The sequence below is a fragment of the Telluria sp. ZB2R32 genome (assembly GCF_059685715.1).
The window spans coordinates 369,269-395,474 of the sequence record NZ_JCASIG010000001.1; the positions used below are offsets into that span (position 1 = coordinate 369,269).

Sequence of the window (26,206 nt, forward strand, 5' to 3'; positions counted from 1 at the left end):
CCGGCAGCTTATCAAACAAAACAAAGCCTCAAGGCAATTATTGCCCTTCTGGCCAGGCTTAATCGCCTTTCGCCACCCCTTCGCGTCGCGGATCCGCACCACCGAACCAGTAGGGCTCGCCGTGGATCGGCAGGCGCATGATGCCGTGCAGGCCGGAATTCTGTTCGCTCTGGCGCACGGCATGGCCCTTCGCTTTCAGCGCGTCGACGGTCGATTGCGGGAAGCGCCCCGCTTCCAGTTCGGTCGGACCGTTACGGCTGCCGAAGTTGGGCAAGGCGATCGCCTGCTGCACGTTCAAGCCCCAGTCGAGCGTTCCGACCAGCACCTTGGCGACGTAGTTGATGATCGCCGGCCCGCCGGGCGAGCCGACCGCCAGCACCAGTTGCCCGCTCTTCTTGTCGAACACGACCGTGGGCGACATGGCGCTGCGCGGACGCTTGCCCGGCTCGACGCGGTTCGCGATCGGGCCGTTGGCATCCTTCGAATCGAAGGAGAAATCGGTCAACTGGTTGTTCAGGATGAAGCCGTCGACCATCTGGCGCGAGCCGAAGGCGTCTTCGACCGTCGTCGTCATCGACAGGCCGGCGCCGTGGCTGTCGACCACCACCAGGTGCGAGGTCGATGGCGTTTCGATGGCGTTATCCGTGCCCCAGGCCACGTCGAGTCCGAGCGGATTGCCGGCCGGCGCTTCGCCCATCGAGCGCTCGCCGACCAGGGCCGCGCGTTTGGCCAGATAGGCCTTGTCGATCAGCGCCGGCAAGCCGCGCCCCGGCAGCGGGACGAAATCGGTGTCGGCGGCGTAGCGGTTGCGGTCGGCATAGGCCAGGCGCCCTACTTCCGAGAACAGGTGCACGGCATCCGGTCCAGGCACGCCATCGGTTGGCGCCAGTTTCGCCATGTCGCGCGTTTCGAACATGCCCAGCATCTGGGCCACGGCGATGCCGCCCGAGGACGGCGGCGGCATGCCGCACACGGTGTAGACGCGGTAGTCGCTGCAGACCGGCTCGCGCACCTTGGGGCGGTAGTCGGCGATGTCCTTCGCCGTCAACAGGCCCGGATTGGTCGGGTGCGCCTTGACCTTGGCGGCGATGTCGCGCGCGATATGGCCTTTATAAAAGGCGTCGGCGCCGCCGGCGGCGATCTCGCGCAGGGTTTTGGCCAAGGCCGGGTTCTTCAGCATGTGCCCGACCGGCCATGGCTGGCCTTTGGCATCGTAGAAATAGGCCAGGGCCGCCGGGTCCTTGCGGATGTGCGCGTCCCAGGTCAGCAAGCCGTTCAGGCGCGGGCTGACCGCGAAGCCGCGCTCGGACAGCCGGATCGCCGGCGCGAACAGGGTTTTCCATGGCAGCTTGCCGTGCTGCTTGTGGGCCAGTTCGAGCATGCGCAGCACGCCCGGGGCGCCGACCGAACGGCCGCCGACCACGCCGGTCGTGCGCGACACCGCGGTGCCGTCCGGGTTCTGGAACAGGTGTTCGTTTGCCGCCTTCGGCGCCGTCTCGCGGCCATCGAAGGCTTGCACCTTCTTGCCGTCGTAATGCACCAGGAAGGCGCCGCCGCCGATGCCCGAACTTTGCGGCTCGACCAGGGTCAGTACCAGCTGGGTGGCGATGGCGGCGTCGATCGCCGTACCGCCCTGTTTCAGCATCTCGTAGCCTGCTTCGACCGCCAGCGGATTGGCGGCGGCCACCATGTACTTGCGTGCGGCCCAGCCGGCTTTTTCGGTATAGCCGGTGGCGATCTCAGGGGCGCGCTGGGCGGTATCCTGGCCGACCTTCTGGGCCAGTGCCGGCTGGACAGCGCACACCAGCAGGGCTGCGGCGCAGGCGAACGTCTTCAACTTGATCATCGTTTCTCCAAAAGCAAAACGGGCATGCGACCCAGGTCGCATGCCCGATACCGTTGGCATCCTACATCAAATTGTCAGATGGCTCTGGAACCGCGGAAAACCTACTGCGCGTTGGCCTGGCGGCCTGCGATGCTCACCGTACTTCCATACGGCTCCGCTTCTCGGCCACCATGCCTGCCGCTCGCTACGGTTTTGCGCGGTTCCCGTTATTTTGGCTGCATGCGGATCGCGCCATCCAGGCGGATCGTTTCGCCGTTGAGCATCACGTTTTCGATGATCGCCTTGGCCAGGTGGGCGTATTCCTTCGGCATGCCGAGGCGCGGCGGGAACGGGACCATCTTACCGAGCGAATCGCGCACTTCCTGCGGCATGCCCATCAGCATCGGCGTCTCGAAGATGCCCGGGGCGATGGTCATCACGCGGATGCCGCTGCGCGCCAGGTCGCGCGCCATCGGCAGCGTCATGCCGGCCACGGCTGCTTTCGAGGAACCGTAGGCCGCCTGGCCGATCTGGCCGTCGAAGGCGGCCACCGAGGCGGTATTGATAATGATGCCACGCTCGCCGTACTCGGCTCCCTCGGTATTGCCCATCGCTTCGGCCGCCAGGCGCGACATGTTGAAGGTGCCGACCAGGTTGATGTTGACGGCGCGCTGGAACACGTCCAGCGGATGCGGACCGTCCTTGCCGACGGTTTTCACGGCCGGCGCGACGCCGGCGCAATTGACCAGGCCGCGCAGCGTGCCCATGGCCACGGCGGCGGCCACGACCGCCTGGCCGTCGGCCTCGGACGTCACGTCGCACTTGACGAACTGGCCGCCCAGTTCCGTTGCCAGCGCGGTGCCGGCCTCGACCTGCACGTCGGCGATGACGACCTTGCCGCCCGCTTCCGTAATCATGCGCGCAGTTGCCGCTCCCAGGCCCGACGCGCCGCCGGTGATGATGAACACATTGTTCTGAATTTGCATGGTTTTCCCTTTTCGCTTTGTCCGGTCGTTTTGACGTTTACGTTAACGTCAACCTGGAGATTGTAGCGAATTTTTGGATGGAAAAACCACGTTTGTCGTAAAAGCGTAGAGCCGTGCCGGTCAAGTTACATGTCATGTCGAGAACGATGCGCAAACGCGTAAGGTGGGCGGCTCTACTCGTCAGTTTGCGGACCAGCGGCATATGCGCTGCCCACGCGTTCAGCCAGCGGGCGATCGGTCGCGAAGTTTCAAGGTGTGGTTGAACGCGTGGGCGGCATCCACGCAGCGAACTTGCACACATTCGCGTTTAGCCGCCCACCTTACGGGTCTGATCATTCTTTCCCGGGAAACTTGGTTTAACTGACGGGCATCCGGCTCAAAAGCACTGCATCGTATTGCCGCTGCGCGTGCACAGCCGCCCCTGGCTGCTGACGGCCGCGTTGCCGGCGCCGGTGTTATACGTCGTCCCCGTCGTATCGGTGCAGGTCCCGCCCAGGCAGCCGTTGATCTGCGCCGGACCGGGCACGATCGCGGTCGGCTGGGCGGGCGGCCGTGCCGCCAGCGGTGGCGCGCCCGGCACGACCGCGGGCACGACGTCGACCCGTTGCGGCGCCGAGCGGCGGGCGCTGCGGTTGGTTGCTCGCTTCTGCTCCTTGGCTTTGTCGGCCCTGGCCGGAGCTGCCGGCTGCGGCGCCGGACGGGCCGAAGGGTCGACCTCGAGCGCGCGGCCGGTTGGCGCGGCGCCGGCTTTTTCTTCCTGCGCCTGCGGGGTCCGTTCCGGCTGGGCGCCCGGCTCGGATTTCAGCGGCTGCGGAGGCAGCACCGGGCCATAGCTGGGTCCCGTGGGCGCCGGGACTGGCGTGGTCTGGGGCGCCTGCGTCTGGGACTGCCCTGCCGCCGTGCTGGCCGCCAGTGCCACCAGCAGGGCCAGGGCGATCTGGACGGCGCGTAGCGGCTTCGAATGTTTTGCGTGCTTCATGTTCGCCTCCATTGGCGGCTGATTCATGCAACCATTATCTGCCGCCGCGGCCGCGCATGGCGCGCGCTTTCGTCCGCTGGCAGCCATCGTTGCCGTGTCATGTTTGCGTCAGCTTTCCGGGTTAGCCTAGGTATTCGATACGCCCGCCGAGGCGTAAAACAACATTGGAGACGGCAATGCAGACGGTCCAGGAACTCTACGAAGCCAGGCGCGGCAGCGCCCTCGATGCGCTGGCACACCTGCGCGACGACGACATGATCATCGTGCCGACCGGCGTCGGCGAACCGCCCACCCTGCTCACGGCGCTGTCGAACGAGCGCACGCGCTGGCGCAACGTGCGCGTGGCGCAGATCCTGGCGATGCGCAAGTACGGCTATTTTGAGCAGGACACGGCGCAGCACGTGCGCCACGCCGCCCTCTTCTTCGGCGGCGCTTCGCGCGCCAGCGGCCAGGGCGGCTGGTGCGATTTCATCCCGAACTATTTTTCCGAGATCCCTACCCTGATCGAGCGCGGACTGATGCCGGCCGACGTGGTCTTCGCGATGGCCTCCAGCATGAACGCGCAAGGTTATTTTGCACTGAGCCTGGGCGCCGACTACACCATGGCGGCGCTGGCCAAGGCGCGCGCGGTGGTGCTGGAGGTCAATCCGAATGTGCCCTTCGCCCACGGCAACTGCCACGTCCACATTTCGCAGGTCACGCACCTGGTCGAGAGCAGGGAGCCGATCCTCGAAGTGGGGCTCCCGACTATCGGTCCGGTGCAGGAAGCGATCGGCAAATACGTGGCCGACATGATCGAAGACGGGTCGACCCTGCAGATCGGCTACGGCGGCATTCCGGATGCGGTGGTGATGCAGCTGACCCATAAACACGACCTCGGCGTACACACCGAAATGATCGGCGACGGCATCCTGACGCTGGTCGAATGCGGGGCGGTGACGAACCGGCGCAAGACCCTGCTGCCGGGGAAGATGGTGGCGACCTTCGCGCTCGGCTCGCGCCGCCTGTACGACTTCATGCACCACAATCCGATGCTCGAAATGCACCCGTCGAATTTTACGAATGACCCGTATATCGCCGGACAAAACGACAAGCTCGTCTCGATCAACGCCAGCCTGCAGGTCGACCTGCTCGGGCAATGCGGCAGCGAAAGCATCGCCCATCTGCCCTATTCCGGCACCGGCGGCCAGGTCGATTTCGTGCGCGCGGCCAACCGTTCGCGTGGCGGCAAGTCCTTCATCGTGCTGCCCTCGACCGCCAAGGAAGGCACGATTTCGCGCATCGTGCCGACGCTCACGCCCGGCACCCACGCCACCACCAGCAAGAACGACGTCAACTACGTCGTCACCGAATACGGCGTGGCCCAGCTGCGCGGCAAATCGGCCAAGGAGCGGGCCCAGGCACTGATCGCCATCGCCCATCCGGATTTTCGCGCCGAATTGCGGGCCGAGGCGAACCGGATGTGCGTGTTCTGATCGCCTGCGCCAGCGGGCAATTGGTGATGTTCGGAAACGCGCGGCAGGCGCCGGTGTTGCATGCCATGATGACCTCCTCAGCAGGCTTGAATACAGGAGGAAAGATGAGCAACAGCATCAAGATCGAAGAACATGACCATCTGCGCGGCAAGCGCGATGCCGAGGTCGTCCTCGTCGAATACGGCGATTTCCAGTGCCCTTATTGCGCCCGCGCGCATGCCGCGCTCACCGAACTGATGCGCCAGCATGGCGGACGCGTGGCCCTGGTCTATCGCCACCTGCCGCTGGTCGACCTGCACCCGTTCGCCTTCGCCGCGGCAGAAGCGGCCGAGGCGGCCGGCGCCCAGGGCAAGTTCTGGGAAATGCACGACGCGCTGTTCGAGAACCAGGGCATGTTCGACGAAGATGCCTTGCCGGCGGTAGCGTCGAGCCTGGGCCTGGATGCGCAGCGTTTTGCGCGCGAGCTCGACGAAGGCAAGCACGCCGGCCGGGTCGAGGCGGATGCCGAAGGCGGCCGCGCGCTGGGAGCGCATGGCACGCCGACCTTCTTCATCAATGGCGAGCGTTATCACGGGGATTCGGATCATGCGTCGCTGGCGGCGGCGCTCAAGGAAGCGCTGGGAGGTGCTTGAGGCTGCCTTGATGTTGTTCACTGACGGCTGGGCGCCGCAGTCTGCGCCATGTGAACATCGTTGCCGGTGATGCAGGCCACGTTCCACAATGAAGGCGCTGGCGCACGAGCGGTGAGACTGCGTGGGCACGAGTGCCCACCCTACCCGGTCTGGGCTCCCGAGCCAACGCGTCTGCGACCTTCGAACAACGTTGCCGATAATGAATGAGCCGATGTTCGAGCGGTGTACGCGTGGGCTCGGGGAGCCCACCCTACGGTGCACAGCGGCTATCAGCAATGGCAGCAGCCGCTGGTGTGCATCGAACAGCCTTCAATGCCGCTCACGCGGCTCCTGCGCCACTGTCGTGCGCGCCGCGGCGCTGGCCGGCTGCATGCCGTTTTGGGCGCCCGGCTTGGGCGACCACTTCAGTTGCGCGACGTCCGGTTCCGAGACGGCCACCCAGCCGGCGGCCGGCAGCAGCGGCACCATCAGCAGCGCGACGATGTTGATGATCTTGATGAGCGGGTTGACGGCGGGGCCGGCGGTGTCCTTGTAGGGGTCGCCGACGGTATCGCCGGTGACCGCCGCCTTGTGCGTGTCCGAGCCCTTGCCGCCGAAGTTGCCGTCCTCGATGTATTTCTTGGCGTTGTCCCAGGCGCCGCCGCCGGTCGTCATCGAGATGGCCACGAACAGGCCGGTGATGATGGTGCCCATCAACAGGCCACCGAGCGCCGCTGGACCGAGCAGCATGCCGACCGCCACCGGCACCACCACCGGCAGCAGCGAGGGGATGATCATCTCGCGGATGGCCGAGGCCGTCAGCATGTCGACCGCCTTGTGGTATTCGGGCTTGCCGGTGCCGGCCATGATGCCCTTGATGTCGCGGAACTGGCGCCGCACCTCGACCACCACCGCACCGGCCGCGCGCCCCACCGCCTCCATCGCCATCGCCCCGAACAGGTAGGGAATCAGGCCGCCGATGAACAGGCCGACAATCACCATCGGGTTCGACAATTCGAAGGACATCGACATCCCGGCCGTATCGAGCGCATGGCTGTAGTCGGCAAACAGCACCAGCGCGGCCAGGCCCGCCGAGCCGATCGCATAGCCCTTGGTGACGGCCTTGGTGGTGTTGCCCACCGCATCGAGCGGATCGGTGATGGCGCGCACCGAGTCGGGCATGCCGCTCATCTCGGCGATGCCACCGGCGTTGTCGGTGATCGGGCCGTAGGCGTCGAGGGCGACGATGATGCCGGCCATGGAGAGCATGGACGTCGCCGCGATCGCGATCCCGTACAGCTGGCCGAGCTGGTAGGCCACCAGGATGGCGATGCAGACCACCAGCACCGGATACGCCGTCGATTTCATCGACACGCCCAGGCCGGCGATGATGTTGGTGCCGTGGCCGGTGGTCGAGGCTTCGGCGATGTGGCGCACCGGCTTGAAGTCGGTGCCGGTGTAGTACTCGGTGATGTAGACCATCAGCCCGGTCAGCACGATGCCGACGATGGCGCAGCCCAGCATGCTGCCGCGCATGACGCTGTCGTCCCAGACCAGCCAGGTGACGACGATGAAGCCGACCAGCGACAGCCCGGCGGCCCACCACAGGCCCGTGTACAGGGCCGACATGATCTTGCGCCCCGGGCGGGCACGCACCATCGAGCAGCCGACGATCGAGCCGATGATCGAGACCGCGCCCAGCAGCAGCGGGTAGACGACCGCCGCGCCGTTCTCGCCGCCGACCAGCAGCGCGCCGAGCAGCATGGTGGCGATCAGGGTGACGACATAGGTTTCGAACAGGTCGGCCGCCATGCCGGCGCAGTCGCCGACGTTGTCGCCGACGTTATCGGCGATCACGGCCGGGTTGCGCGGGTCGTCTTCGGGAATGCCGGCCTCGACTTTACCGACCAGGTCGGCGCCGACGTCGGCGCCCTTGGTGAAGATGCCGCCGCCCAGGCGCGCGAAGATCGAAATGAGCGAAGCGCCAAAGGCGAGGCCGATCAAGGGCTCGATCACGGCGTGGCGCGTCCGGGCGCCATCGCCGGTCGCGGTGAGGTACCAGTAGAACAGGGTCACGCCCAGGAGGCCCAGGCCGACCACCAGCATGCCGGTGATCGCCCCGCCCTTGAAGGCGACGCCCAGCGCCTGGTTCAGGCCGGTTGCGGCGGCCTGGGCGGTGCGCACGTTGGCGCGCACCGAGACGTTCATGCCGATGAAGCCGCAGCAGCCCGAGAGCACGGCGCCGGCGAAGAAGCCGAGCGCGGTCCGGCCGCCCAGCAGTGCGTAGATGGCAACCAGCAAGACCAGCCCGACGATGCCGATGGTGCGGTACTGGCGCCCGAGGTAGGCCGAGGCGCCTTCCTGGATGGCTTGCGCGATTTCCTGCATGCGCGCATTGCCGGGGTCCTGCTTGAGAATCCAGGCGCGGGCCCAGAGCCCGTAGAGTACCGCGATGACGCCGCATGCCACGGCAAACGCGAGATAGTTTGCAGCCATATCGTCCCCTTAGTTTTCAGATCAAGTCACAACAACACAACGAAAGATGCCCACCTCTTCGGCGAAGCAGTCTGACTCACTGCGTACTGCAAACCTTTGATACAAACCTATGGTGCGCCGGGCACCTGATACCGGCTCCATGGCGGCATTGCATGCGTCTCGCCGTACTCTCGTACTGTCTTCGACGCATGCGCCTTGCCCTGAAGCCGATCTCAGGCGCCCGGAGTGCATCCGGGAACGAAAAAAAAAGCGGACATCGCTGTCCGCCTGGGTATTACTCCGACAGCGCGGCGAATGCCGCGTCGCGTACTTGTTCGACGGGTCCCACGCCGGTGATCTTGCGGTACTTCGGCGCGCCAGGCAGGCCCGACTGCGCCCATTTGTTGTAATAGCCGAGCAGCACTTCGGTCTGGTTATGGTAGACCGACAGGCGCTTCTTGACGGTCTCTTCCTTGTCGTCGTCGCGCTGGACCAGCGGCTCGCCGGTGACGTCGTCGACGTCGGCCACTTTCGGCGGGTTGAACTTGGTGTGGTACACGCGGCCCGAGGCGGCGTGCGAGCGGCGGCCGCTCATGCGCTCGACGATCAGTTCGTCGGGCACGTCGATTTCCAGCACGTAGTCGACATTGATGCCGTTGTCCTTCATGGCGTCGGCCTGGGCGATGGTGCGCGGGAAGCCGTCGAACAGGTAGCCGTTGGCGCAATCGGCTTCCTGCAGGCGGTCCTTGACCAGCCCGATCATGATATCGTCGGACACGAGTCCGCCTGCGTCCATTACTTTTTTCGCCGCCAGGCCGAGCTCGGTGCCGGCCTTGATCGCCGCGCGCAGCATGTCGCCGGTCGAGATTTGCGGGATATTGTATTTTTCCTTGATGAAGTTAGCCTGGGTGCCTTTGCCGGCGCCAGGCGCTCCTAACAGAATGAGACGCATGAATAATTCCTAAAACAATGTTGAAATTTGTAATTGTGTTGGCAACAAATGCGAATTGATGCATATCTGACTACCTTGGAACGAAACTTACCACAAAAGTAAGCCCCAAAGCCAATCACAGCGGCTGATTATCGGTTTATTGATATGCCGCAGTCAGTCCAACAATCAATTGCCACACAGATCAAGATGAGTAGTCAGACCGGTAGTGCGCACGCACCCGCGCCAGGTCTTCCGGCGTGTCGACGCCGCCCTCGGGCGCGCTGTCGGTGACGTGGACCGCGATCGGATAGCCATGCCAGAGCACGCGCAACTGTTCGAGTGCTTCGACCTGTTCCAGCGGCGCCGGTTCGAGTCCCGGATAGGCTTGCAGGAAGGCGTTGCTGTAAGCGTACAAGCCGATATGGCGCAGCGGCGCATAGTCGAGCGGCAGCCGGTCGCGGGTAGCGGCAAAGGCGTCGCGGTGCCAGGGAATGCTGGCACGCGAGAAATACAGCGCCTTGCCCGCCTTGTCGAGCACGACCTTGACGACGTTCGGGTTGAAGACGTCGGCCGCGGCGTGCAGCGGGTGGGCGCAGGTGGCCATCGGCACCCCCTCTCCGATGCGGCCGGCGCACGCGGCCAGCAGGGCCGGGTCGATCAGCGGCTCGTCGCCCTGCAGGTTGACCACGACCTCGTCCATACCCAGGCCGAGTTCGCGCGCTACTTCGGCGATGCGGTCGGTGCCGGACGGATGGTCGCTGCGCGTCATGCGCGCCTCGACGCCATGCGCGGCGCAGGCGGCCAGGATGTCCGGATGGTCGGTGGCAACGACGATGCGCGCGGCGCCCGAGGCGCGGGCGCGTTCGGCCACGCGCACCACCATCGGCTTGCCGCCGAGATCGGCGAGCGGCTTGTTCGGCAGCCGTGTCGAGGCCAGCCGCGCCGGGATGATGACGGTAAAGCTCATCGCGCCCCGCTTAGACAGGCTCGACCTTGCGCGCCTGGTCGGCCCACATGATCGGAATGCCGTCGCGGATCGGGTAGGCCAGGCGGTCGGGGCGGCACGTCAGTTCCTGGGCCTTCTTATCGTATTCGAGCGGTCCCTTGCACAACGGGCAGACCAGGATATCAAGCAGGCGAGCGTCCACGACATTTCTCCACAATATGTTCGGCCAGCGCGGCATCGATGCGCGCCGTGACCGGGACGGTCCACAAGCGTGGATCGTCCTTCAGGTTTTCAAGTTGCCCACATTTTACTGCATCCTTCTCCGTGATCAGGATGACATCCGCGTCGACGTCCGCAAACGGGTTCTCGCGGAAATCGTAATGGTCGGGCAAGGGCAGTTCGGCAAAGCTCAAGCCGGCGCCGCGCAGCATGGCGAAGAAGCGGCCCGGGTTGCCGATCCCGGCCGCCGCCAGCACGCGCCGGCCGGCAAAAGCGGACAGGGGCCGGCGTTCGGACAGGTTGTTCAACTGTTCGGCCGTGTCGCCGATCAATTGCATCTGATACGGCGCACCGCCCACGCTGGCAGCCAGCGCGGGCGTGATCTCCGGCGCATTGACGACCGTAAAGTCGCGCCGGCGCGACGGCGGCTCGCGCAGGGGACCGGCCGGCAGCAGCCAGCCATTGCCCACACCGCGGCCGTCGAACAGCACGACCTCGATGTCGCGCGCCAGCGCGTAATGCTGCAAGCCATCGTCGGTGATCAGGACGTCGACCTCGGGATGCGCGGCCAGCAGCGCCCTGCCCGCTTCGACACGCTTGCGCGCGACGACCACCGGCACCCCGGTGCGCCGTGCGATCAGCAGCGGTTCGTCGCCCACGTCGAGCGTGCTCGACTGGAACGTCACCGCGCGCGGCGCTTCTCCCTCGGCGCCATGGCCGCGCGAGATCACGCCCGGCCGCAAGCCCGCGTCGAGCAGCGCTTGCGCCAGCCAGATCGTCAGCGGCGTCTTGCCGGTACCGCCAATAAAGATATTGCCGACCACAATCACCGGCACCGGCAAGCGCCCCGCCTTGTTGACGCCGAGGCGGTACAGCGCGGCGCGCAGGCCCGACAGCAGCCGGAACAGCAGGGAAACCGGCCACAGCGCGCAGGCAAGCGGCCCGCGGCGCAGCCAGGCGCGCGTCATGATCGATTCGAGGGAACTGTTTGTAGACATAAAAGAAACGCGGGCAGCACCAGCCGGCGCCGCTCGCGTACAGCTTACTTCTTGCCGCCGGTCTGGGCGGCGAAGGTGAGCTTGTCGTAGCCCGCCACGCGCGCCGCTTCCAGCACGTTGATCACCATCTGGTGCATGGCGAACTGGTCGGCATTGACGATGATGACCGGGTCGGCCACCGGCTGGCCGTTGGGGCCGGAACGGGCGGCCGCCTTGAGGTCGTCGGCGAGGCCGGCCACGCTGCTGAAGGAGACCGGCGTGTTGTTCACCGTGTAGTTACCCTTGGCGTCGACCGTGACGTTGATCTCGAACGGCTTGTCGGCCACCTTCTCGGCGTCGGCCGTGGGCAGCGTGATCTGCAGCTCGGTGAACTTGCTGTAGGTGGTCGAGACCATCAGGAAGATGAGGACGACCAGCAGGACGTCGATGAACGGGATCAGGTTGATCTCCGGATCCTCGCGCTTGCGGCCGCGGCGGAAATCCATCATTTGCGCGCCCCGTGCACGACGTCGACGAATTTCACGGCCTGCAGTTCCATGTCGACGATGAAGCTGTCGACCAGGGCGCGGAAGTGGCGGTAGGCCACCAGGGCCGGCATGGCGACGGCCAGGCCGAAGCCGGTGTTGTACAGCGCGATCGAGATGCCGTGGGCAAGCTGGGCCGGGTTGGCGCCGCCGGCGGCGTTTTGCGAACCGAAGATTTCGATCATGCCGACCACGGTGCCGAACAGGCCCATCAGCGGCGCCAGCGAAGCGATCGTGCCGAGGGTGGTCAAGAAACGTTCGAGCCCGTGCGAGACGCCGCGTCCGGCTTCCTCGATCGATTCCTTCATCACTTCGCGCGGGGCGTCGACATTGCGCAGCGCGGCAGCGAGCACGGTCCCGAGCGGCGAATTCTGCTCGAGGGTATTGATGACGTCGGGGGTAGCCTTCTTGTTGCGGTAGACCTGGATGACTTCGCCAAGCAATTGCTTCGGCAAGATCTTTTCACGGCGCAGGTAAATCAGGCGTTCGATGATCAAGGCCAGGGCGACGATGGAGGCGATCAACAATGGCCAGATGGGCCAGCCTGCGGCTTGAAGAATGGCGAACAAGTGAACTCCTGAAGAATGAAGAAGAGAGTGAAACCAAGGATGAGAACGAATCCGGCAATGTAGCAAGTTGGCAGCAATGCGGCAAGTACAGTTCTGCACAAGTTCTGTGGATAAAATTGTGCGCAAGGACCCCTGCTGCATCAAAACATGTTGATTTTTAAGGGAATTTATCCATTGCGCAATAATGCAGCATGTAGAGAAACTTCAGTCTTGTGTGCCTGCTTGGCTATTACCACCTCCGTCTTGCCGACAGTCACTTGCAAACATTTTCTGTGGATAAAATTGTGCGCAATGGTGCTTCATCTGCCTTAAGTACTTGATTTTTCTCAGCATTATTTTCGCGATTAAAAATGCAGCATGTCAGATGCACGTTCAAAACAGCCGTGTATGCAGATTGTTTCCCACATTTTTTGTGGACAAAATTGTGTGCAACACCCTCGCCACTAAGATAAGTAATTGATTTAAAACAAAAAACACCCTATGGCGCGAAATGAGGCAACGGCTCTTGTCCACATGAGATCGATGCCTGGCCCGCCGGCCAACCGGCTTTGCACACTTTCTGTGGATATGAATGTGCGCAAGCCCAGTTCGGCCAAGGTAAGTGCTTGATTCGATTAGCATTAAACAGCCTGCTTGTTTTTGTGGCAAACCCGGCGATAGTGTCCGAAGTCCAGTCGCCTGCCGTGATGAAGGACCCCATCCAGCTTTCTGCACATTTTCTGTGGACAAAATTGTGAGGAAACACCTCGAGCTAATACAAGCGCCTTGATTTCAAAGGAAAAATTTGCACTGCTCAAATGTTTTGCACAAGCCCATATCTTGCAAACATTCTCTGCCATACCGGCATTCCCGGCATCAAATGCTCGGGCCAAGGCGTGTATTAACCCAGCCTGTACGTCTATGCACACAAATTGTGGAAAACAATGTGCGCAAGATCAGCACGGCATCGATAAGTGGCTGATTACAAATAACAAAGCACTGCCTGCACGCTTTTACGGCAGTGGACAAGCAGCACTGCCGAGTTCCCCACATTTTCTGTGGATAAGATTGTGTCCAAGTGCACGGCGCCCCTCTTAAGTGATTGATTTTAAACAAATCAACCTTTGCTGCCAGCAAATAAGGCGTACCCATAGCCTGGCGATTTCGCACAAAAAGCCCTTGTCGCCCGGCGCCGCTTGTGCCATAAGCTTTCCGCTCCACTGTCCGCCAATAGACCATGCTGAACAATCCAGATTCCGACGCCACCTACGCCGCCCCGCCCGTCCTCACCGTCACTGCCCTGAATGCGCAAGTGGCGCGCCTGCTCGAGCGTTCGTTTCCCCTGACCTGGATCGGCGGAGAGATCTCGAATTTCACGCGCGCCAGTTCCGGCCACTGGTATTTCACCCTGAAAGACGACGCCGCCCAGGTGCGCGCAGTGATGTTCCGCAGCCGCGCCCAGTACGCCGGCTTCGTGCCGCGCGAAGGCGACAAGGTCGAGGTGCGCGCGCTGGTGACCCTGTACGGCGCGCGCGGCGACTACCAGATCAATGTCGAGGCGATCCGCCGCGCCGGCGTCGGCCAGCTATATGAGGCCTTCCTGCGCCTGAAGGAAAAGCTCGCCAGCCAGGGCCTGTTCGACCAGGACCGCAAGCGCCCGCTGCCGCTGTTTACGCGCAGCATCGGCATCGTCACCAGTCCGCAAGCCGCGGCCCTGCGCGACATTCTCACCGCGCTCAAGCGGCGCGCGCCGCACGTGCATATCGTGCTGTACCCGGCGCCGGTGCAGGGCCAGTTCGCGGCCGACAGGATTGCGGAGGCGATCATGACGGCGTCGCGCCGCGCCGAGGTCGACGTGCTGCTGGTCTGCCGCGGCGGCGGCTCGATCGAAGACCTGTGGAGTTTCAACGAAGAAGTGGTGGCGCGCGCGATCGCGTCCTGCAGCATTCCCGTGATTGCCGGCGTCGGCCACGAAACCGACGTCACCATTGCCGACTTCGCCGCCGACATGCGCGCCGCCACCCCGACCGCGGCGGCGGAACTGGCCGCCACCCCGCGCGACGACTGGATGAGTTCGCTCGCGGCGGACGCCACCGACCTGCGCCGCGCCATGCGGCGCCAGCTGTCCGAAGCGAACCAGGGGCTGGATAACCTCAGTCGCCGCCTGCTCAGTCCAACCGCCCAGATCGCGCACCAGCGCCTGAAACTGCGCGCCATGGCCGCGAGCTCGAGTCATGCCGTACGCGCGCCGCTCAACCGCGGCGGCCTGCTGCTGGCCCAGCTGCAGCAGCGCTGGGCGCGCCACCGCCCGGACGTGCGCTCGCTGCGCGCCCAGATCATCTCCGAAGGCCGCCACCTGAACGCAAGCCTGTGCAGCGCGGTCAAACAGCGGCGCGACGCACTCGATGCCCTGGCTGCCCAGCTGGAACTGCTCAATCCCCAGCGCACGCTCGAGCGCGGCTATGCGATCGTCAGCAATGCCGAAGGGCACGCGCTGCGCAAACCGGGCGAGATCAAGGCGCGCCAGGTGCTGACGGTGCGCCTGGCTGAAGGCAGTGCCGAAGTGAAAGTATCGAGCGTCCAGAACCGGCTGGAGTAAGGGAGACTTGTGCTTTCGCCAGCAAACAAGCAGCGTCCGCCCATCCGGTTTAGAATATGCGCCGTTTCCGAAGAATTAATTCGTTGCTAACCAATAAAGGAATAAGACATGGAACATACTCTGCCACCGCTGCCGTACGCAAAAGACGCCCTCCAGCCACACATCTCCGCCGAGACCCTGGAATACCACTACGGCAAGCACCACGCGACCTATGTCACGAACCTGAACAACCTGATCAAGGGTACCGAGTTCGAAAACATGTCGCTGGAAGAAATCGTCAAGAAGTCGTCCGGCGGCATCTTCAACAATTCGGCCCAGGTCTGGAACCACACCTTCTTCTGGAACTGCATGACGCCAAACGGCGGCGGCGCGCCAACCGGCCCGGTCGCCGATGCGATCAACGCCAAGTGGGGTTCGTTCGACAAGTTCAAGGAAGAGTTCTCGAAGTCGGCAGTCGGCAATTTCGGTTCGGGCTGGACCTGGCTGGTGCAAAAGGCCGACGGCGGCGTCGACATCGTCAACACCTCGAACGCCCACACCCCGCTGGCGTCGGACGACAAGGCCCTGCTGACCTGCGACGTCTGGGAACATGCCTACTACATCGACTACCGCAACGCCCGCGCCAAGTTCGTGGAATCGTGGTGGAACCTGGTCAACTGGGAATTCGTCAACAAGAACCTGGCGTAATACCAGCAGCGTTTGTCCGGCTACGGCCGGAACGAGCCATGAACGGCCCGCTCATCGAGCGGGCCGTTTTCTTTTGTGCCACGCCTCTCTCATACCGTGTCCTGGCATGCCGCCCGCATACGACGCTGCGTTCCCACAACGCTTTCCCAGCAACAGATTGATCCATCACAAGGGCTGACACCGACGCACTGTTCCAGTGCGCAATCGAGCGTCTAATGGTCCGGCACATTTGCTGATTCTTAGCAATTTATTCAAGACCATTGATCAAGGAGAAAGCGTGGACATTCAAAAACGCATCGTCTCGGCCTGTGCCATCGCTGCAGCGCTCGCCCTCAGCGGCTGCGCCATCCCCGGCGCCGGCGGCGGCAAGGTCGTCCTGTCGACCGACAAGATCTACCCGGCCATTGGGCCGTACTCGCAAATGATCGGCCACGGCAAGCTGATCTATTTCTCCGGGATCATCGCCCTGAACAAGGCCGGCACCGCCATCGAGGGCGCGACCACCGAGGAGCAGACCAGGCTGGTTCTCGACTACATCGGCCATGGGCTGGCTTCGCAGGGGCTGGGCTTCGAGGATGTCGTCTCGAGCACGGTCTACCTGCGCGACCTGAACGATTTCGCGGCCATGAACGCGATTTACGGGCAGTACTTCAAGAAGGATCCACCGGCGCGGGCAACGATCCAGGTGGCACGCCTGCCGCGTGACGCCGCCATCGAAATCGCCATCGTCGCGGCACGCCGCTGAATGCGGCATCGATAACTCAACAGGAGACCAGGATGCAAGACCTTACGGTAAAACACGACAACACCGGTTCCCCGACAGACCTCGCCACCGTCCCCGAACACTGGAGCCGCAACCGGCGCGACTTCCTGCGCATCCTCGGGTCCGGCGCGCTGGCCGCCACCCTCGCCCCGCTGACCGGTTGCAGCAGCGGCCATGCCGGCAGCCGCGCCGACGACCTGCGCAACCAGTTGCTGGCCGACGAGCGCTTCTGGGCCACGGTGAACGCGATGTTCCCGTTGAATCCGGCCAAGCGCTTCATGAACGTCGGTACCGCCGGCTCGATGCCGATCGTGTCGCTCGACCTGTTCGACCAGGAAAACCGCGCCAAGGCGGCCGAGTGCCTGAGCGGCTACACCAACCTGCTGGCCGAACGGACCCAGGTGGCGCCCGGCTTCGGCGTCGATCCGGACGAGCTGGCGTTCTCGGCCAACACCTCGTCCGGCATGTGCCATGCGATCCTCGGCCTGCAATGGAATCCGGGCGACGTGGTCGTCACCACCAACCACGAGCATCCGGGCGGCGACGTGCCGCTGGCGATTGCAGCCGCGCGCTACGGCATCGAGATCTCGCGCGTGTCGCTCCCGGTCGGCAACAACCAGACCGCGCAAGACTATGTCACGCTGTTCGACAACCAGATCCGCGCACTGCGCACGCAGGGCAAGCGGGTGCGCGCCATGATGTGGTCGTCGCCGACGTATAAAACCGGCACCATGCTGCCGATCGCCGAACTGATGGAAGTGGCCAAGCGCAACGAGCTGATCAGCATTGTCGACGGCGCCCACCTGCCGGGGATGATGGCGTATAACTATGCGGACTTCGGCATGGATTTCATGTCGGGCGCCGGCCACAAGTGGCAGTGCGGCCCCGGCTCGACCGGCATCCTGGTGGTGCGCAACAAGATCCGCGCCTCGAATCCCCTGCCCCTGCCGAACTGGTATCCGATCCACACCAGCAGCTGGACGCCGCGCCCCCGCACCACCAACGGCACCGCGACCTACGATATCGCGTCGGTGATCACCGCGTGCGGCAGCCTGCACACGCCGATGCACCATGCGCTGGTCTCGGCCTGCGGCGTGTGGGACCAGCTCAGCCGCAAGAAGGTCGAGACCTACGACCTCACCCTGTCGGCTTACCTGAAGGAACGCATTGCCGAATTCTGGGGCGTGGGCAGCCTGTATTCGCCGAAGGACGATCCGAAACTGGTGTCGGCGCTGACCTCGTTCAATCCCTTCCGCAACCCCAGCGACATCCTCGACAGCGCCAAGTCGGGCCAGTTCGTCGCGCGCCTGCTGAGCGACTACAGCCCGGGCTTCGTGATCCGCAACGTGAACGTGCCGGTGGTTGGCGCGCCGAGCGACCATTACGCGATGCGAATTTCCACGCACCTGTGGACCAGCGTGCATGACGTCGACAAGCTGGTCGACGCGATGCGGGACCTGAGCGCAAAGATGGCTTGATTTTTCCTCTACCTTCCAGGAGCCGCCATGTGCGGCTCTTTTCGTTTTCGAATCCCGTATGCGAGTGGCGATCTCGTCGATTTGTACCGAAAATGTATCGAACTGTCGCCAGAATGTAGTAATCCTGCGCCAACGCGATTGCTTCTATACAATATCGGGAGAGGAGACCTGTATGTACCGAGTATTACTGGTGGAAGACGACGCGCGCCTGGCCGAACTCGTCACCGAATATCTGTCCGGCTACGAATTCGCGGTGGAGCTGGTCACGCGCGGCGACGAGGCGCTGGCGCGCTTCCAGGCGTTTGCGCCGGACATCGTCGTGCTCGACCTGATGCTGCCCGGCCTGGACGGCATGGTCGTGTGCCGCCAGATCCGCGAACAATCCGAGGTGCCGATCCTGATCCTGACCGCGCGCGAGGATTCCTACGACGAAGTCTCGGGCCTGGAGCAAGGCGCCGACGATTTCGTCAACAAGCCGGTCCAGCCGCGCGTGCTGCTGGCGCGCCTGCGCGCCCTGCTGCGCCGCACCCAGCCGAAAACCGCGCCCAGGTCGGCACAGGACAGCGGCGAACTCGTCTTTGGCGCGCTGCGCATCGTCGGCGCCGACCGCACCGTGTACTGGCGCGACCAGCTCTGCGTGCTCAGCAATACCGAATACAAGCTGCTGCTGGTCCTGGCCGAGGCCGCCGGCCGCGTGCTGTCGCGCGACGAGCTGTTGAAGAAGATGCGCGGCATCGAGTTCGACGGACTGGACCGCAGTATCGACAATTGCATCTCGAAATTGCGGCGCAAGTTCGACGATGCGAAGTCGGAGAAGATCAAGACGGTGTGGGGAGAAGGTTATCTTTTCTCCCCGTCGGCCTGGGGCTAGTCTATGCCTACTCAAACAACGGCACGATCGCCAGCGGCGGATCGGCCGTCACCAGCTGCACCCGCTCGTTGCCGCCGAAGCGGTACAGCACGGTCGGGAAGCCGTCGTCGCTGTCGCCCGGAAAAGCCACGCCCGGGGCCACGGCCAGCGTGACGTCGCCGCCATCGGCACGGTGCAGGCGCACATTTACCTCCCCTGCCCGCTTGGCGAACACGAAGCGCACGCCGCCGCACTGGCGCGTGCGCAGCGAGCCGTCGCGGTAGCGGGCGAAGCCGAGCGCCTGTTCGCAGGCGGCGCGCAGTTCGCCTTCCTCGTAGACGCCGTCGGGCTGCAACGCGATCGACACGCGCGGACGCAGGTTGAAGTTGCCGATCCGGCGGCTCAGCAGCAGGGCGACGTTCTCGTCGTAGGCGCCCTTGAGCAGCGGAAACGGCGTGCGGCCGAGCGGATCGAGCGGCAGCTTGACCTGGTTCGTCTTGCCGGCCAGCGTCAGCTGCACGCCGTCGAGCGAGGCGCCGCGCTCCTGCGGCGCCACTTGCAACTGGCTGAGCAGGAAGTTCTTCTGGCCGCCGTATTTTTCGAAGACGACCATGGCGCGGTAGGCGTCGCGATAGCTGACCCAGTCGGCGGCGCGCGCCTGCATGCAGGCCGACAGGGCAACGAGCGCCAGGGTGCAGCAGGCAGTGAGGTGGCTGGCCAGTGGCATCGTCAGAAGCGGTACGCGATGGCGGTCGAAACCGTCAGGTTGGTCGGCCGCTCGACAAGCGGGCTCTGGCGGGCACTGCCCAGCAGGCGCGTGGCCTGCACCTGCGAGGTCAGCATCCAGGCGGGCGACCAGGCCCAGTGCCAGCGCACGCCCAGGCGCGCATCCTTGAGCCCGCCGCCGGCGGCGAAGACGGGATTACCGCTGGTAAACGAGTCGAATTCGCTGACGCCGAAGAAGGCCATGTTGTAGCGGCGGTCGGCCACGGTCACGCCGGCGTCGAACGCCAGCCGGTGGTGCGGGGCGACGGCGATCGCCAGGCGCTGCACGCCCAGCTCGAGCTTGCTGCCGTTGCGTGCATTGCCAGCGCCGTACAGCAGGCTGCCGGTGAAACGCCAGTCGGGCGTCAGGTAATAGTTGAGAAAGCCCCCGCCCTGCACTCGCCGGCGCATGACCGGCATGCCGGCCAGCCGGTCGCCGCCGCTGGCGGCCAGCGGCATGGCGACCAGGTTCAGCCGCATTGTGCCGACGCCGTCGAACTCGCCGCCGGTGCCTTCACGGTCGCGCCGTGGCTGCAATTCCAGCAAGGGACCGAACTCGACTTGCGGCGTGCGCGACAGGTGAATGCCGGCGCGCATGCCGGACACGAAGGCGCCATTGCTCCACTGGACCTGCAGCACCGGCAAGGCCGCGCGCTCGCTGCCCTGCGCGCCCTGGTAGCGCGGCGCCGACACCAGGCCCAGCCCGACATACATGTCGCGGCTGCCGTCGGGCATCGGATTGGTCGCCGGCATCTGCGCAGCGGCGCCCCCCGCGGCAGCGGAAAACGCCAGGGCGGCCATGGCGGAAAGCTTGGTCATGGGTGAAAGAATCGAAAGCCTGGATGCCAGTATTTTACGTTGAGGCAAGCCTGGCTCCCAAGTGTCTTGTTTTCCCGTGTGCAAATAACTGGAAGAGCCCGCCCCGCATGGCAGGGCGGCGCTCGGGTGGTCGCACGCGCGGCGGCGACCGGAATAAAAAAACCCACTGACACTCGCATGCCGAGTGGGCAAACGGAAAACCTGATAGGAATCATCCTAACCGCTTGCCTGTTTCAATTTTCACATCAGATGTCGACGAATTGTCGTGAATTTGTAAGCCTGCGCTGAAATGTTTGCTCCTATACAATGTCGATGGGAGAAAACGAATGGCGGTGAAACGGCAAGGCGAAAACGATGCGCGAGGATTCGGGTGAACCGGATCTTTTTTCGTTTCTTCATGCTGGTCATGCTGTCGATTACGGCCGCAACCTTCGTCATCTATTTCGCCATGAGTCGCCTGTTCGGCGATCCGCTGGAAGACATCGCGCGGCGCCAGGCCTCGGCGCAGATCTTCCTGATCGAGCAGTACGTCGATGCCGCGCCCGCCGACGAGTGGCTGGCGCGCCTGAACCGGGTGCGCGAAGTGTCCGACACGCGCTACGACCTGATTCCGATCACCACCGCGCGCACGTTCCTGCCCGCCGCCAGCCTGGGCGCGCTCGACCGTGGCGACGTCGTGCTCGACGTCGGCGGCAAATCCTTTTACCGGCGCGTCGACCTGCGCGGCGAACGCTACATCGGCAGCGAGGACGAGGTGATCCACGCGCGCGACCTGCCGATCGACGTCAGCCTGGCGCTGCAGATGGAAGCCGTGCGCTACGTGATCGTGGCGCTGGCCCTGCTGCTGCCGATCGCCTTGTGGTCGCGCTCGCACTGGCAGGGCTTGCAATCGCTGTCGCGCGTGGCCGACGAATTCGGTGCCGGCAAGCTGTCGGCGCGGGCGCGCATGCGCCCTTCGGCCAGCATCTACCCGCTAGCCGAGCGCATCGACCACATGGCCGACCGCATCGAGGAATTGCTGGTGTCGCAAAAGAACCTGCTGCATTCGGTCTCGCACGAGCTACGCACGCCGATCGCGCGCCTCGAATTCGCCTTTGAGCTGCTCGACGCGCGCACCGACGACCCGGTTCTCAAGAAGCGCATCGCGGCGATGGAAGGCGATTTGTCGGAACTGAACAGCCTGGTCAACGAATTGCTCGGCATGGCGCGCCTCGACAGCGGCCAGGCATTGCTGCTGGAAACACTCGACGTGGCGGAACTGCTGCGCACGGTCGAGGCGAGCCTGCCGCCGGCGCAACCGGCCTTGCACATCGATTGCGCGGCGGAGGTCGGGGAGATGCGGGCCGATGCGCGGCTGCTGGGGCGGGCCTTGTCGAACCTGGTCAGGAATGCGCAGAAGTATGCGGCGTCGACGATCCGGGTGACGGCGCGGCGCGATGGGGCGCGGGTGACGATCGCGGTCGAGGATGACGGGCCGGGGATTCCGCTCGAGGAGCGCGAGCATGTGTTCGAACCGTTTTACCGGCTCGACCGCAGCCGCGACCGGGCCACCGGAGGGTTTGGGCTCGGGTTGTCGATTGCGCGCAAGGCGGTGGGGCTGCACGGGGGGACGGTGCAGGTGACGGAATCGGTATTGGGTGGAGCGCGGTTCGTGGTGGTGGTGCCGCAGGGGTGATTGGTTGCGGTGGCCGGGCGTTGCGTTTCGATGTGCCGGCGTTACGCGTGGACTCGGGAGTCCACCCTACAATTATCTCGGTGCATATGGTCGGGCCGGGTGTACCGTAGGGCGGGCATGCCCGCGCGTTCGTGCCCATGCATACCGCAACATGTCCGGTACCGTTCCCAGGGCAGCCGGACGGCAGCGCCAGGCACAACCGCCCTCTTCCAGCTTATTTCGGATCCGGCTTGACGTGCGTGAAGCCGTACCACAGGTGTTCCCACCAGTGGTCGCGCGAACGCACGGTGTAGAGGCAGGCCTTGTCGACGCCGGTCTTGAAGACCGGGTCGGGGCACCGGTTCGTCATCAGGGCGTAGCGCTGGTTTTCCGCATTGATGAGGGCAATGCAGAGCCAGATCACGAGGCCGAACAGGATGATGGCCAGCGACCAGGCCCAGTGATTCACGTTGCTGGTCTCGAACAAATTCTCGTCCCGGGGGCGGGCGCCCTCGTACAGTTCGAGGACTTTGCGTTCACCTTCGCTCATTTCGTGGCGGCTGCCTTTGCGACCAGCGCGTCCAGGACCTGGAAGTGCGCCTGCATGAGTTGCGGGGTGCCCTGGATTTTCAGCTTGTCGGCGACCTGGCCCGGCGAAGTCTGGTACTTGCCGTCGACGATGATCGTCGGCGTACCGCTGACCTGGTAGTTGGTGGTCAGCTGGCCCTGGCGGCGCAGCTTGGTCATGACGCCGAAGGAATTCCAGGTTTCCATGAATTTCGCCTTGTCGATCCCGTTCTTGCTGACCCAGTCGATGATCTGTTCATCCTTCATCAGGCGCACACGTCCCACGTGCACCGCGTTGAAGATCTTGCTGTGAAACTCTTCTTCCTTGCCCATCGCCTGCAGCGTCAGGTGCAGGTGCGCTTCCGGATCGGCCGCGCCCTGGAACGGCAGGTGGATGCGGCGCAGCACGATCTTGTCACCCTGCTTTTTGACCCATTCCTTGAGGCCAGGTTCCAATGCATAGCATGCCGGGCAGTGGTAAGCGAAGAATTCGACGACTTCGACTTTCTTGCCGACGGTTTGCACCGGCTGCGGCGTGGCCAGCGTCGTGTACTCGACGCCGCTTTGCGGATTGGTGGGCGAAGCAAATGCGGTGCTGGCGACCAGGCTGGCGGCAATGATGGCAAGACGCAGGGAACGGCGCATGAAAGATCCTCTGTTCGGTAATTGAAGAAAACGATCGCGAGATTACCACTTTTTCGGCCACCCCTCCGGCGCCGGCGCGATTTTTTGCATTTGCTTACGGCTGTAACGCACGCTTACCGCGCACTTCACCGCTCGTTAGCGGCGGGCACGCGCTTCTTCCAGCCGCGCGCACAGCAGCGCGGCGCCGTCGGCCACGCGCGGACCGGGCCGGGTCAGCGATTCGCCGTCGAGTTCGAACAGGTTCTTGCGCCGTACCGCCGTCATGCCGCGGTAGGGTTCCCAGATGCTCAAGCCGCGGTCTTGCGGCGTGTAGCGCTTGCCGCCGAAGATCGCTTCCGGATCGCGCTGCAGCACCGCCTCGATGCCGACCTGGGGCGCGACCGTTTTCAGGTCCGCGAAAATATTCTTGCCGCCGCAGAGGCGGATCACATCGCTGGCGATCTGGTCGCCATTCAAAGTGTAGATCGGATTGTCCCAGACCTGGTAGAACACCGCGACCGGCGGCCGTCCGGCGTAGCGCGTGCGCAGGCTTTGTACGCGGGCGCGGAACCGGGTGGCGGCGTCATTGGCGGCCTTGTCGCTGCCGAGCAGGCGCCCGAAGCGCTCCAGGCTGGTGGCCACCGTTTCCAGGTTGCGCGGTTCGCTGTGGAAGACCGGGATGCCCAGGCTTTGCAGCTGGGCGATCTGGCGCGCGGTATTCCCGCTTTGCCAGACGACGAGCAGGTCCGGCTTCATGGCGATCACGCGCTCGAGGTCGATCTGGCTGTTCGAGCCGATCAATGGAATCTTGCGCGCCTCGAGGGGGTAGTCGCTGTAGTTCATGGCGCCGACGATGCGCGCGCCGCCGCCGGCGGCGAACAGCAGTTCGGTCACGTGCGGCGCCATCGAGATTACGCGCTGCGCCGGGCGCGCCAGCACGACCTGCTTGCCGCTGTCGTCGACCACGGCGACGGCAGCCTGGCTGGAAGCGGTACACAGCGCCAGCAACAGTGACAACACAATTTTCATTGGACTCTCCGGACGATGCCGTCCGCGGCCGGCGGGGCCTCGGGCAGGAAGATGGTGCGCCCGCCATGTTCGATGACGGCGATCGGGTGGCCGAGGCAGGCGCCGAGCAGGTCGGCGCGCATCACCTGGTGCACCGGGCCGGCGCGCCATTGCCCGTCGCCGTGCAGCAGCAGCGCATGGGTGGCGCCGCTCCAGGCCAGGTTGAGGTCGTGGCCGACGCTGACCACCGCCCTGCCCTCGTTGCGGCACAGGCCGGCCAGCAGGTTGGTCATCGCCACCTGGTGCGCCAGGTCGAGCGCGTTGGCCGGCTCGTCGAGCAGCAGCAGCGGCGTATCCTGGGCCAATAACGCAGCAATGGCGACGCGCTGGCGCTCGCCGCCGGAGAGCGTGCGCACGTCGCGCTGGGCCAGGTGCAGCACGTCCAGGGTGCGCAGCGCCTGTTCGGCGGCGGCATGGTCGTCGCTGCCTTCCCAGTAGCGGTCGGCGTGGTAGGGATGGCGCGCCATCAGCACGGTCTCGATGACGCGGTAGGCAAAGGCGTCGCCGCGCGATTGCGCCAGGTAGGCGCGTTCGCGCGCCAGTGCCGGCAGTGGCCATGCGCCCAGTGGCTTGCCGGCCAATATGACCTGGCCGGCGTCGGGCTGGCGCAGGCCGGCGAGCGTGCGCAGCAGCGTGCTCTTGCCGGCGCCGTTGGGGCCGATCACGCACCAGCTCTCGCCGGCCGCGACGCGCCAGTCGAGCCGTTCGACCAGCAGGCGCGCATTGGCACGCACATCGGTATGCAGTATAAGTTCTTGGGTTTCGATCATCGTGCGCGCAAATGCAGCTGGTGCAGCTGGAACAGGAAAACGGGTACGCCGATCAGCGAGGTCAGCACGCCTACCGGCAGCTGCTGCGGCGCCAGCACGGTGCGCGCCAGCGTGTCGGCCAGCACCAGGAAGCCGCCGCCGGCCAGGGCGGCGGCGGGCAGCAGGATGCGGTGGTCCGGCCCGAAGGCATGGCGGCAGGCGTGCGGCACCACCAGGCCGACGAAGCCGATGCTGCCGCCGGTGGTCACAGCGCACGCCGTCAGCAGGCCGGAACAGAGAAACAGGAAGCGGCGCAGCCCGGCCACGTGCACGCCCAGCGTGACGGCGGCATCGGCATGCAGCGCCATGACGTTGAGCGCACGCGCGCGCCGCAGCGCCAGCAGCAGCGCGCCGGCCAGCACGATCCACGGCAGCAGGCGCCAGGAGCTGCCGGCCAGGTCGCCGATCATCCAGAACACCATGCCGCGCAGGCGCGACTCGGGCGCCACCGACAGCATCAGGGTGACGAGCGCCATGCAGGCCGAGGCCAGCACCACGCCGGTCAGCAGCAATACGCCCGATTCTCCGGTGCGCACGCTGCCGCGGCCACCACCCAGGTCGCGCCGCGCCAGCAGGTACAGCAGCAGCGAGATGCCCACCGCTCCCGCCAGCGCGCCCACGTCCACCACCCACAGCGCCGCGCCGAACAGCAAGGCGGCCAGCGCGCCCACCGCGGCGCCGGCCGACACGCCCAGCACGTAGGGGTCGGCCAGCGGGTTGCGCACCAGCGCCTGCATCATGACGCCGGCCAGCGCCAGCGCGGCGCCGGTGACGAAGGCGCTGCTGGCGCGGCCCAGGCGCAGGTCGAGCAGGGTCGCGGCCATGCCGTCGGGCGCGCCGCCCAGCAGGCTGGCCAACGCCTGCGGCAGCTCGTCGGGCGACAGCGGCACCGAACCCGCCAGCCCGGCCCCGGCCAGCGCCAGCAGCGCCCCCGCGGCCAGCAGCGCCAGGGTGGCGCGCCGGCGCGTGGGCGAGACGACGAGGAAGGCGTCCATGGCCGCGGGCT

Annotated in this window: 25 protein-coding genes; 8 read left to right on the forward strand and 17 right to left on the reverse strand. The window is 64.9% G+C overall.

The window, feature by feature from the left end; all coding sequences use genetic code 11:
- Nucleotides 1-58 precede the first annotated feature (58 nt).
- From ggt to AC56LG_RS01585, 3 genes are all read right to left on the reverse strand, one after another.
- Nucleotides 59-1,846, reverse strand: coding sequence for a gamma-glutamyltransferase (ggt, locus tag AC56LG_RS01575; protein ID WP_497164383.1), 1,788 nt, complete (start codon nt 1,844-1,846; stop codon nt 59-61).
- A gap of 206 nt (nt 1,847-2,052) precedes the next feature.
- Entirely contained in the window at nt 2,053-2,811 is a 759-nt protein-coding gene (locus AC56LG_RS01580; protein ID WP_497164384.1) for a 3-hydroxyacyl-CoA dehydrogenase, read from the reverse strand.
- Between the two features lie 376 nt (nt 2,812-3,187).
- Entirely contained in the window at nt 3,188-3,790 is a 603-nt protein-coding gene (locus AC56LG_RS01585) for a hypothetical protein (protein ID WP_497164385.1), read from the reverse strand.
- 176 nt (nt 3,791-3,966) lie between these two features.
- Here AC56LG_RS01585 and AC56LG_RS01590 point away from each other — a divergent pair, with 176 nt between their 5' ends.
- A complete protein-coding gene (locus AC56LG_RS01590; protein WP_497164386.1) occupies nt 3,967-5,265 on the forward strand; it encodes an acetyl-CoA hydrolase/transferase family protein in 1,299 nt (432 codons plus the stop codon).
- A gap of 104 nt (nt 5,266-5,369) precedes the next feature.
- Nucleotides 5,370-5,897 (forward strand): DsbA family protein, encoded by a 528-nt coding sequence (locus tag AC56LG_RS01595; protein WP_497164387.1) that lies wholly within the window; start codon nt 5,370-5,372, stop codon nt 5,895-5,897.
- A 309-nt stretch (nt 5,898-6,206) separates the two neighbouring features.
- On the opposite strand, the gene AC56LG_RS01600 is transcribed toward AC56LG_RS01595, so the two are convergent.
- The 7 genes from AC56LG_RS01600 to AC56LG_RS01630 form a co-directional block, all read right to left on the reverse strand.
- Complete coding sequence (locus AC56LG_RS01600) at nt 6,207-8,372, reverse strand: sodium-translocating pyrophosphatase (RefSeq protein WP_497164388.1); 2,166 nt, start codon at nt 8,370-8,372, stop codon at nt 6,207-6,209.
- Nucleotides 8,373-8,646: 274 nt separating this feature from the next.
- Complete coding sequence (gene adk, locus AC56LG_RS01605; protein ID WP_192055507.1) at nt 8,647-9,303, reverse strand: adenylate kinase; 657 nt, start codon at nt 9,301-9,303, stop codon at nt 8,647-8,649.
- 181 nt (nt 9,304-9,484) lie between these two features.
- Entirely contained in the window at nt 9,485-10,249 is a 765-nt protein-coding gene (kdsB, locus tag AC56LG_RS01610; protein ID WP_497164389.1) for a 3-deoxy-manno-octulosonate cytidylyltransferase, read from the reverse strand.
- Between the two features lie 10 nt (nt 10,250-10,259).
- Nucleotides 10,260-10,430, reverse strand: a complete 171-nt coding sequence (locus tag AC56LG_RS01615; protein WP_192055511.1) for a Trm112 family protein — start codon at nt 10,428-10,430, stop codon at nt 10,260-10,262.
- The gene (gene lpxK, locus AC56LG_RS01620; RefSeq protein ID WP_497164390.1) at nt 10,411-11,445 is read right to left on the reverse strand and encodes a tetraacyldisaccharide 4'-kinase; all 1,035 of its coding nucleotides are present in this window, start codon (nt 11,443-11,445) and stop codon (nt 10,411-10,413) included. Before lpxK ends, AC56LG_RS01615 begins: the two co-directional genes overlap by 20 nt.
- Nucleotides 11,446-11,489: 44 nt before the next feature.
- Nucleotides 11,490-11,930, reverse strand: coding sequence for an ExbD/TolR family protein (locus tag AC56LG_RS01625; RefSeq protein ID WP_497165007.1), 441 nt, complete (start codon nt 11,928-11,930; stop codon nt 11,490-11,492).
- Nucleotides 11,930-12,538, reverse strand: coding sequence for a MotA/TolQ/ExbB proton channel family protein (locus tag AC56LG_RS01630; RefSeq protein WP_497164391.1), 609 nt, complete (start codon nt 12,536-12,538; stop codon nt 11,930-11,932). Before AC56LG_RS01630 ends, AC56LG_RS01625 begins: the two co-directional genes overlap by 1 nt.
- Nucleotides 12,539-13,754: 1,216 nt before the next feature.
- On the opposite strand from AC56LG_RS01630, the gene xseA reads away from it, so the two are divergent.
- From xseA to AC56LG_RS01655, 5 genes are all read left to right on the forward strand, one after another.
- On the forward strand, nt 13,755-15,116 hold the full coding sequence (xseA, locus tag AC56LG_RS01635) for an exodeoxyribonuclease VII large subunit (RefSeq protein ID WP_497164392.1): 1,362 nt from the start codon (nt 13,755-13,757) through the stop codon (nt 15,114-15,116).
- A gap of 108 nt (nt 15,117-15,224) precedes the next feature.
- Nucleotides 15,225-15,803: a superoxide dismutase gene (locus AC56LG_RS01640; RefSeq protein ID WP_497164393.1), complete on the forward strand. Its 579-nt coding sequence runs from the start codon at nt 15,225-15,227 to the stop codon at nt 15,801-15,803.
- Between the two features lie 277 nt (nt 15,804-16,080).
- On the forward strand, nt 16,081-16,548 hold the full coding sequence (locus AC56LG_RS01645; RefSeq protein ID WP_497164394.1) for a Rid family detoxifying hydrolase: 468 nt from the start codon (nt 16,081-16,083) through the stop codon (nt 16,546-16,548).
- Between the two features lie 32 nt (nt 16,549-16,580).
- Nucleotides 16,581-18,044 carry an aminotransferase class V-fold PLP-dependent enzyme gene (locus AC56LG_RS01650; RefSeq protein WP_497164395.1) on the forward strand — a complete coding sequence of 488 codons (1,464 nt, stop codon included), beginning with the start codon at nt 16,581-16,583 and terminating at the stop codon, nt 18,042-18,044.
- Nucleotides 18,045-18,216: 172 nt separating this feature from the next.
- Complete coding sequence (locus AC56LG_RS01655) at nt 18,217-18,915, forward strand: response regulator (RefSeq protein ID WP_497164396.1); 699 nt, start codon at nt 18,217-18,219, stop codon at nt 18,913-18,915.
- Nucleotides 18,916-18,922: 7 nt separating this feature from the next.
- On the opposite strand, the gene AC56LG_RS01660 is transcribed toward AC56LG_RS01655, so the two are convergent.
- Together AC56LG_RS01660 and AC56LG_RS01665 are read right to left on the reverse strand one after the other, a co-directional pair.
- Nucleotides 18,923-19,621: a hypothetical protein gene (locus AC56LG_RS01660; protein WP_497164397.1), complete on the reverse strand. Its 699-nt coding sequence runs from the start codon at nt 19,619-19,621 to the stop codon at nt 18,923-18,925.
- A 2-nt stretch (nt 19,622-19,623) separates the two neighbouring features.
- Nucleotides 19,624-20,478 carry a MipA/OmpV family protein gene (locus tag AC56LG_RS01665; protein ID WP_497164398.1) on the reverse strand — a complete coding sequence of 285 codons (855 nt, stop codon included), beginning with the start codon at nt 20,476-20,478 and terminating at the stop codon, nt 19,624-19,626.
- Between the two features lie 370 nt (nt 20,479-20,848).
- Between AC56LG_RS01665 and AC56LG_RS01670 the strand changes: the two genes are divergently transcribed.
- Entirely contained in the window at nt 20,849-22,153 is a 1,305-nt protein-coding gene (locus AC56LG_RS01670; RefSeq protein ID WP_497164399.1) for an ATP-binding protein, read from the forward strand.
- 214 nt (nt 22,154-22,367) lie between these two features.
- Here AC56LG_RS01670 and AC56LG_RS01675 read toward each other — a convergent pair whose 3' ends face one another.
- From AC56LG_RS01675 to AC56LG_RS01695, 5 genes are all read right to left on the reverse strand, one after another.
- A complete protein-coding gene (locus AC56LG_RS01675; protein ID WP_497164400.1) occupies nt 22,368-22,682 on the reverse strand; it encodes a hypothetical protein in 315 nt (104 codons plus the stop codon).
- Nucleotides 22,679-23,344 carry a thiol:disulfide interchange protein DsbA/DsbL gene (locus AC56LG_RS01680; RefSeq protein WP_497164401.1) on the reverse strand — a complete coding sequence of 222 codons (666 nt, stop codon included), beginning with the start codon at nt 23,342-23,344 and terminating at the stop codon, nt 22,679-22,681. The genes AC56LG_RS01675 and AC56LG_RS01680 overlap by 4 nt, the downstream gene beginning before the upstream one ends.
- A 135-nt stretch (nt 23,345-23,479) precedes the next feature.
- Nucleotides 23,480-24,352, reverse strand: a complete 873-nt coding sequence (locus tag AC56LG_RS01685) for a cobalamin-binding protein (RefSeq protein WP_497164402.1) — start codon at nt 24,350-24,352, stop codon at nt 23,480-23,482.
- Nucleotides 24,349-25,161, reverse strand: coding sequence for an ABC transporter ATP-binding protein (locus tag AC56LG_RS01690; RefSeq protein ID WP_497164403.1), 813 nt, complete (start codon nt 25,159-25,161; stop codon nt 24,349-24,351). Before AC56LG_RS01690 ends, AC56LG_RS01685 begins: the two co-directional genes overlap by 4 nt.
- Nucleotides 25,158-26,195, reverse strand: a complete 1,038-nt coding sequence (locus AC56LG_RS01695) for a FecCD family ABC transporter permease (protein WP_497164404.1) — start codon at nt 26,193-26,195, stop codon at nt 25,158-25,160. The genes AC56LG_RS01690 and AC56LG_RS01695 overlap by 4 nt, the downstream gene beginning before the upstream one ends.
- Nucleotides 26,196-26,206: the final 11 nt, after the last annotated feature.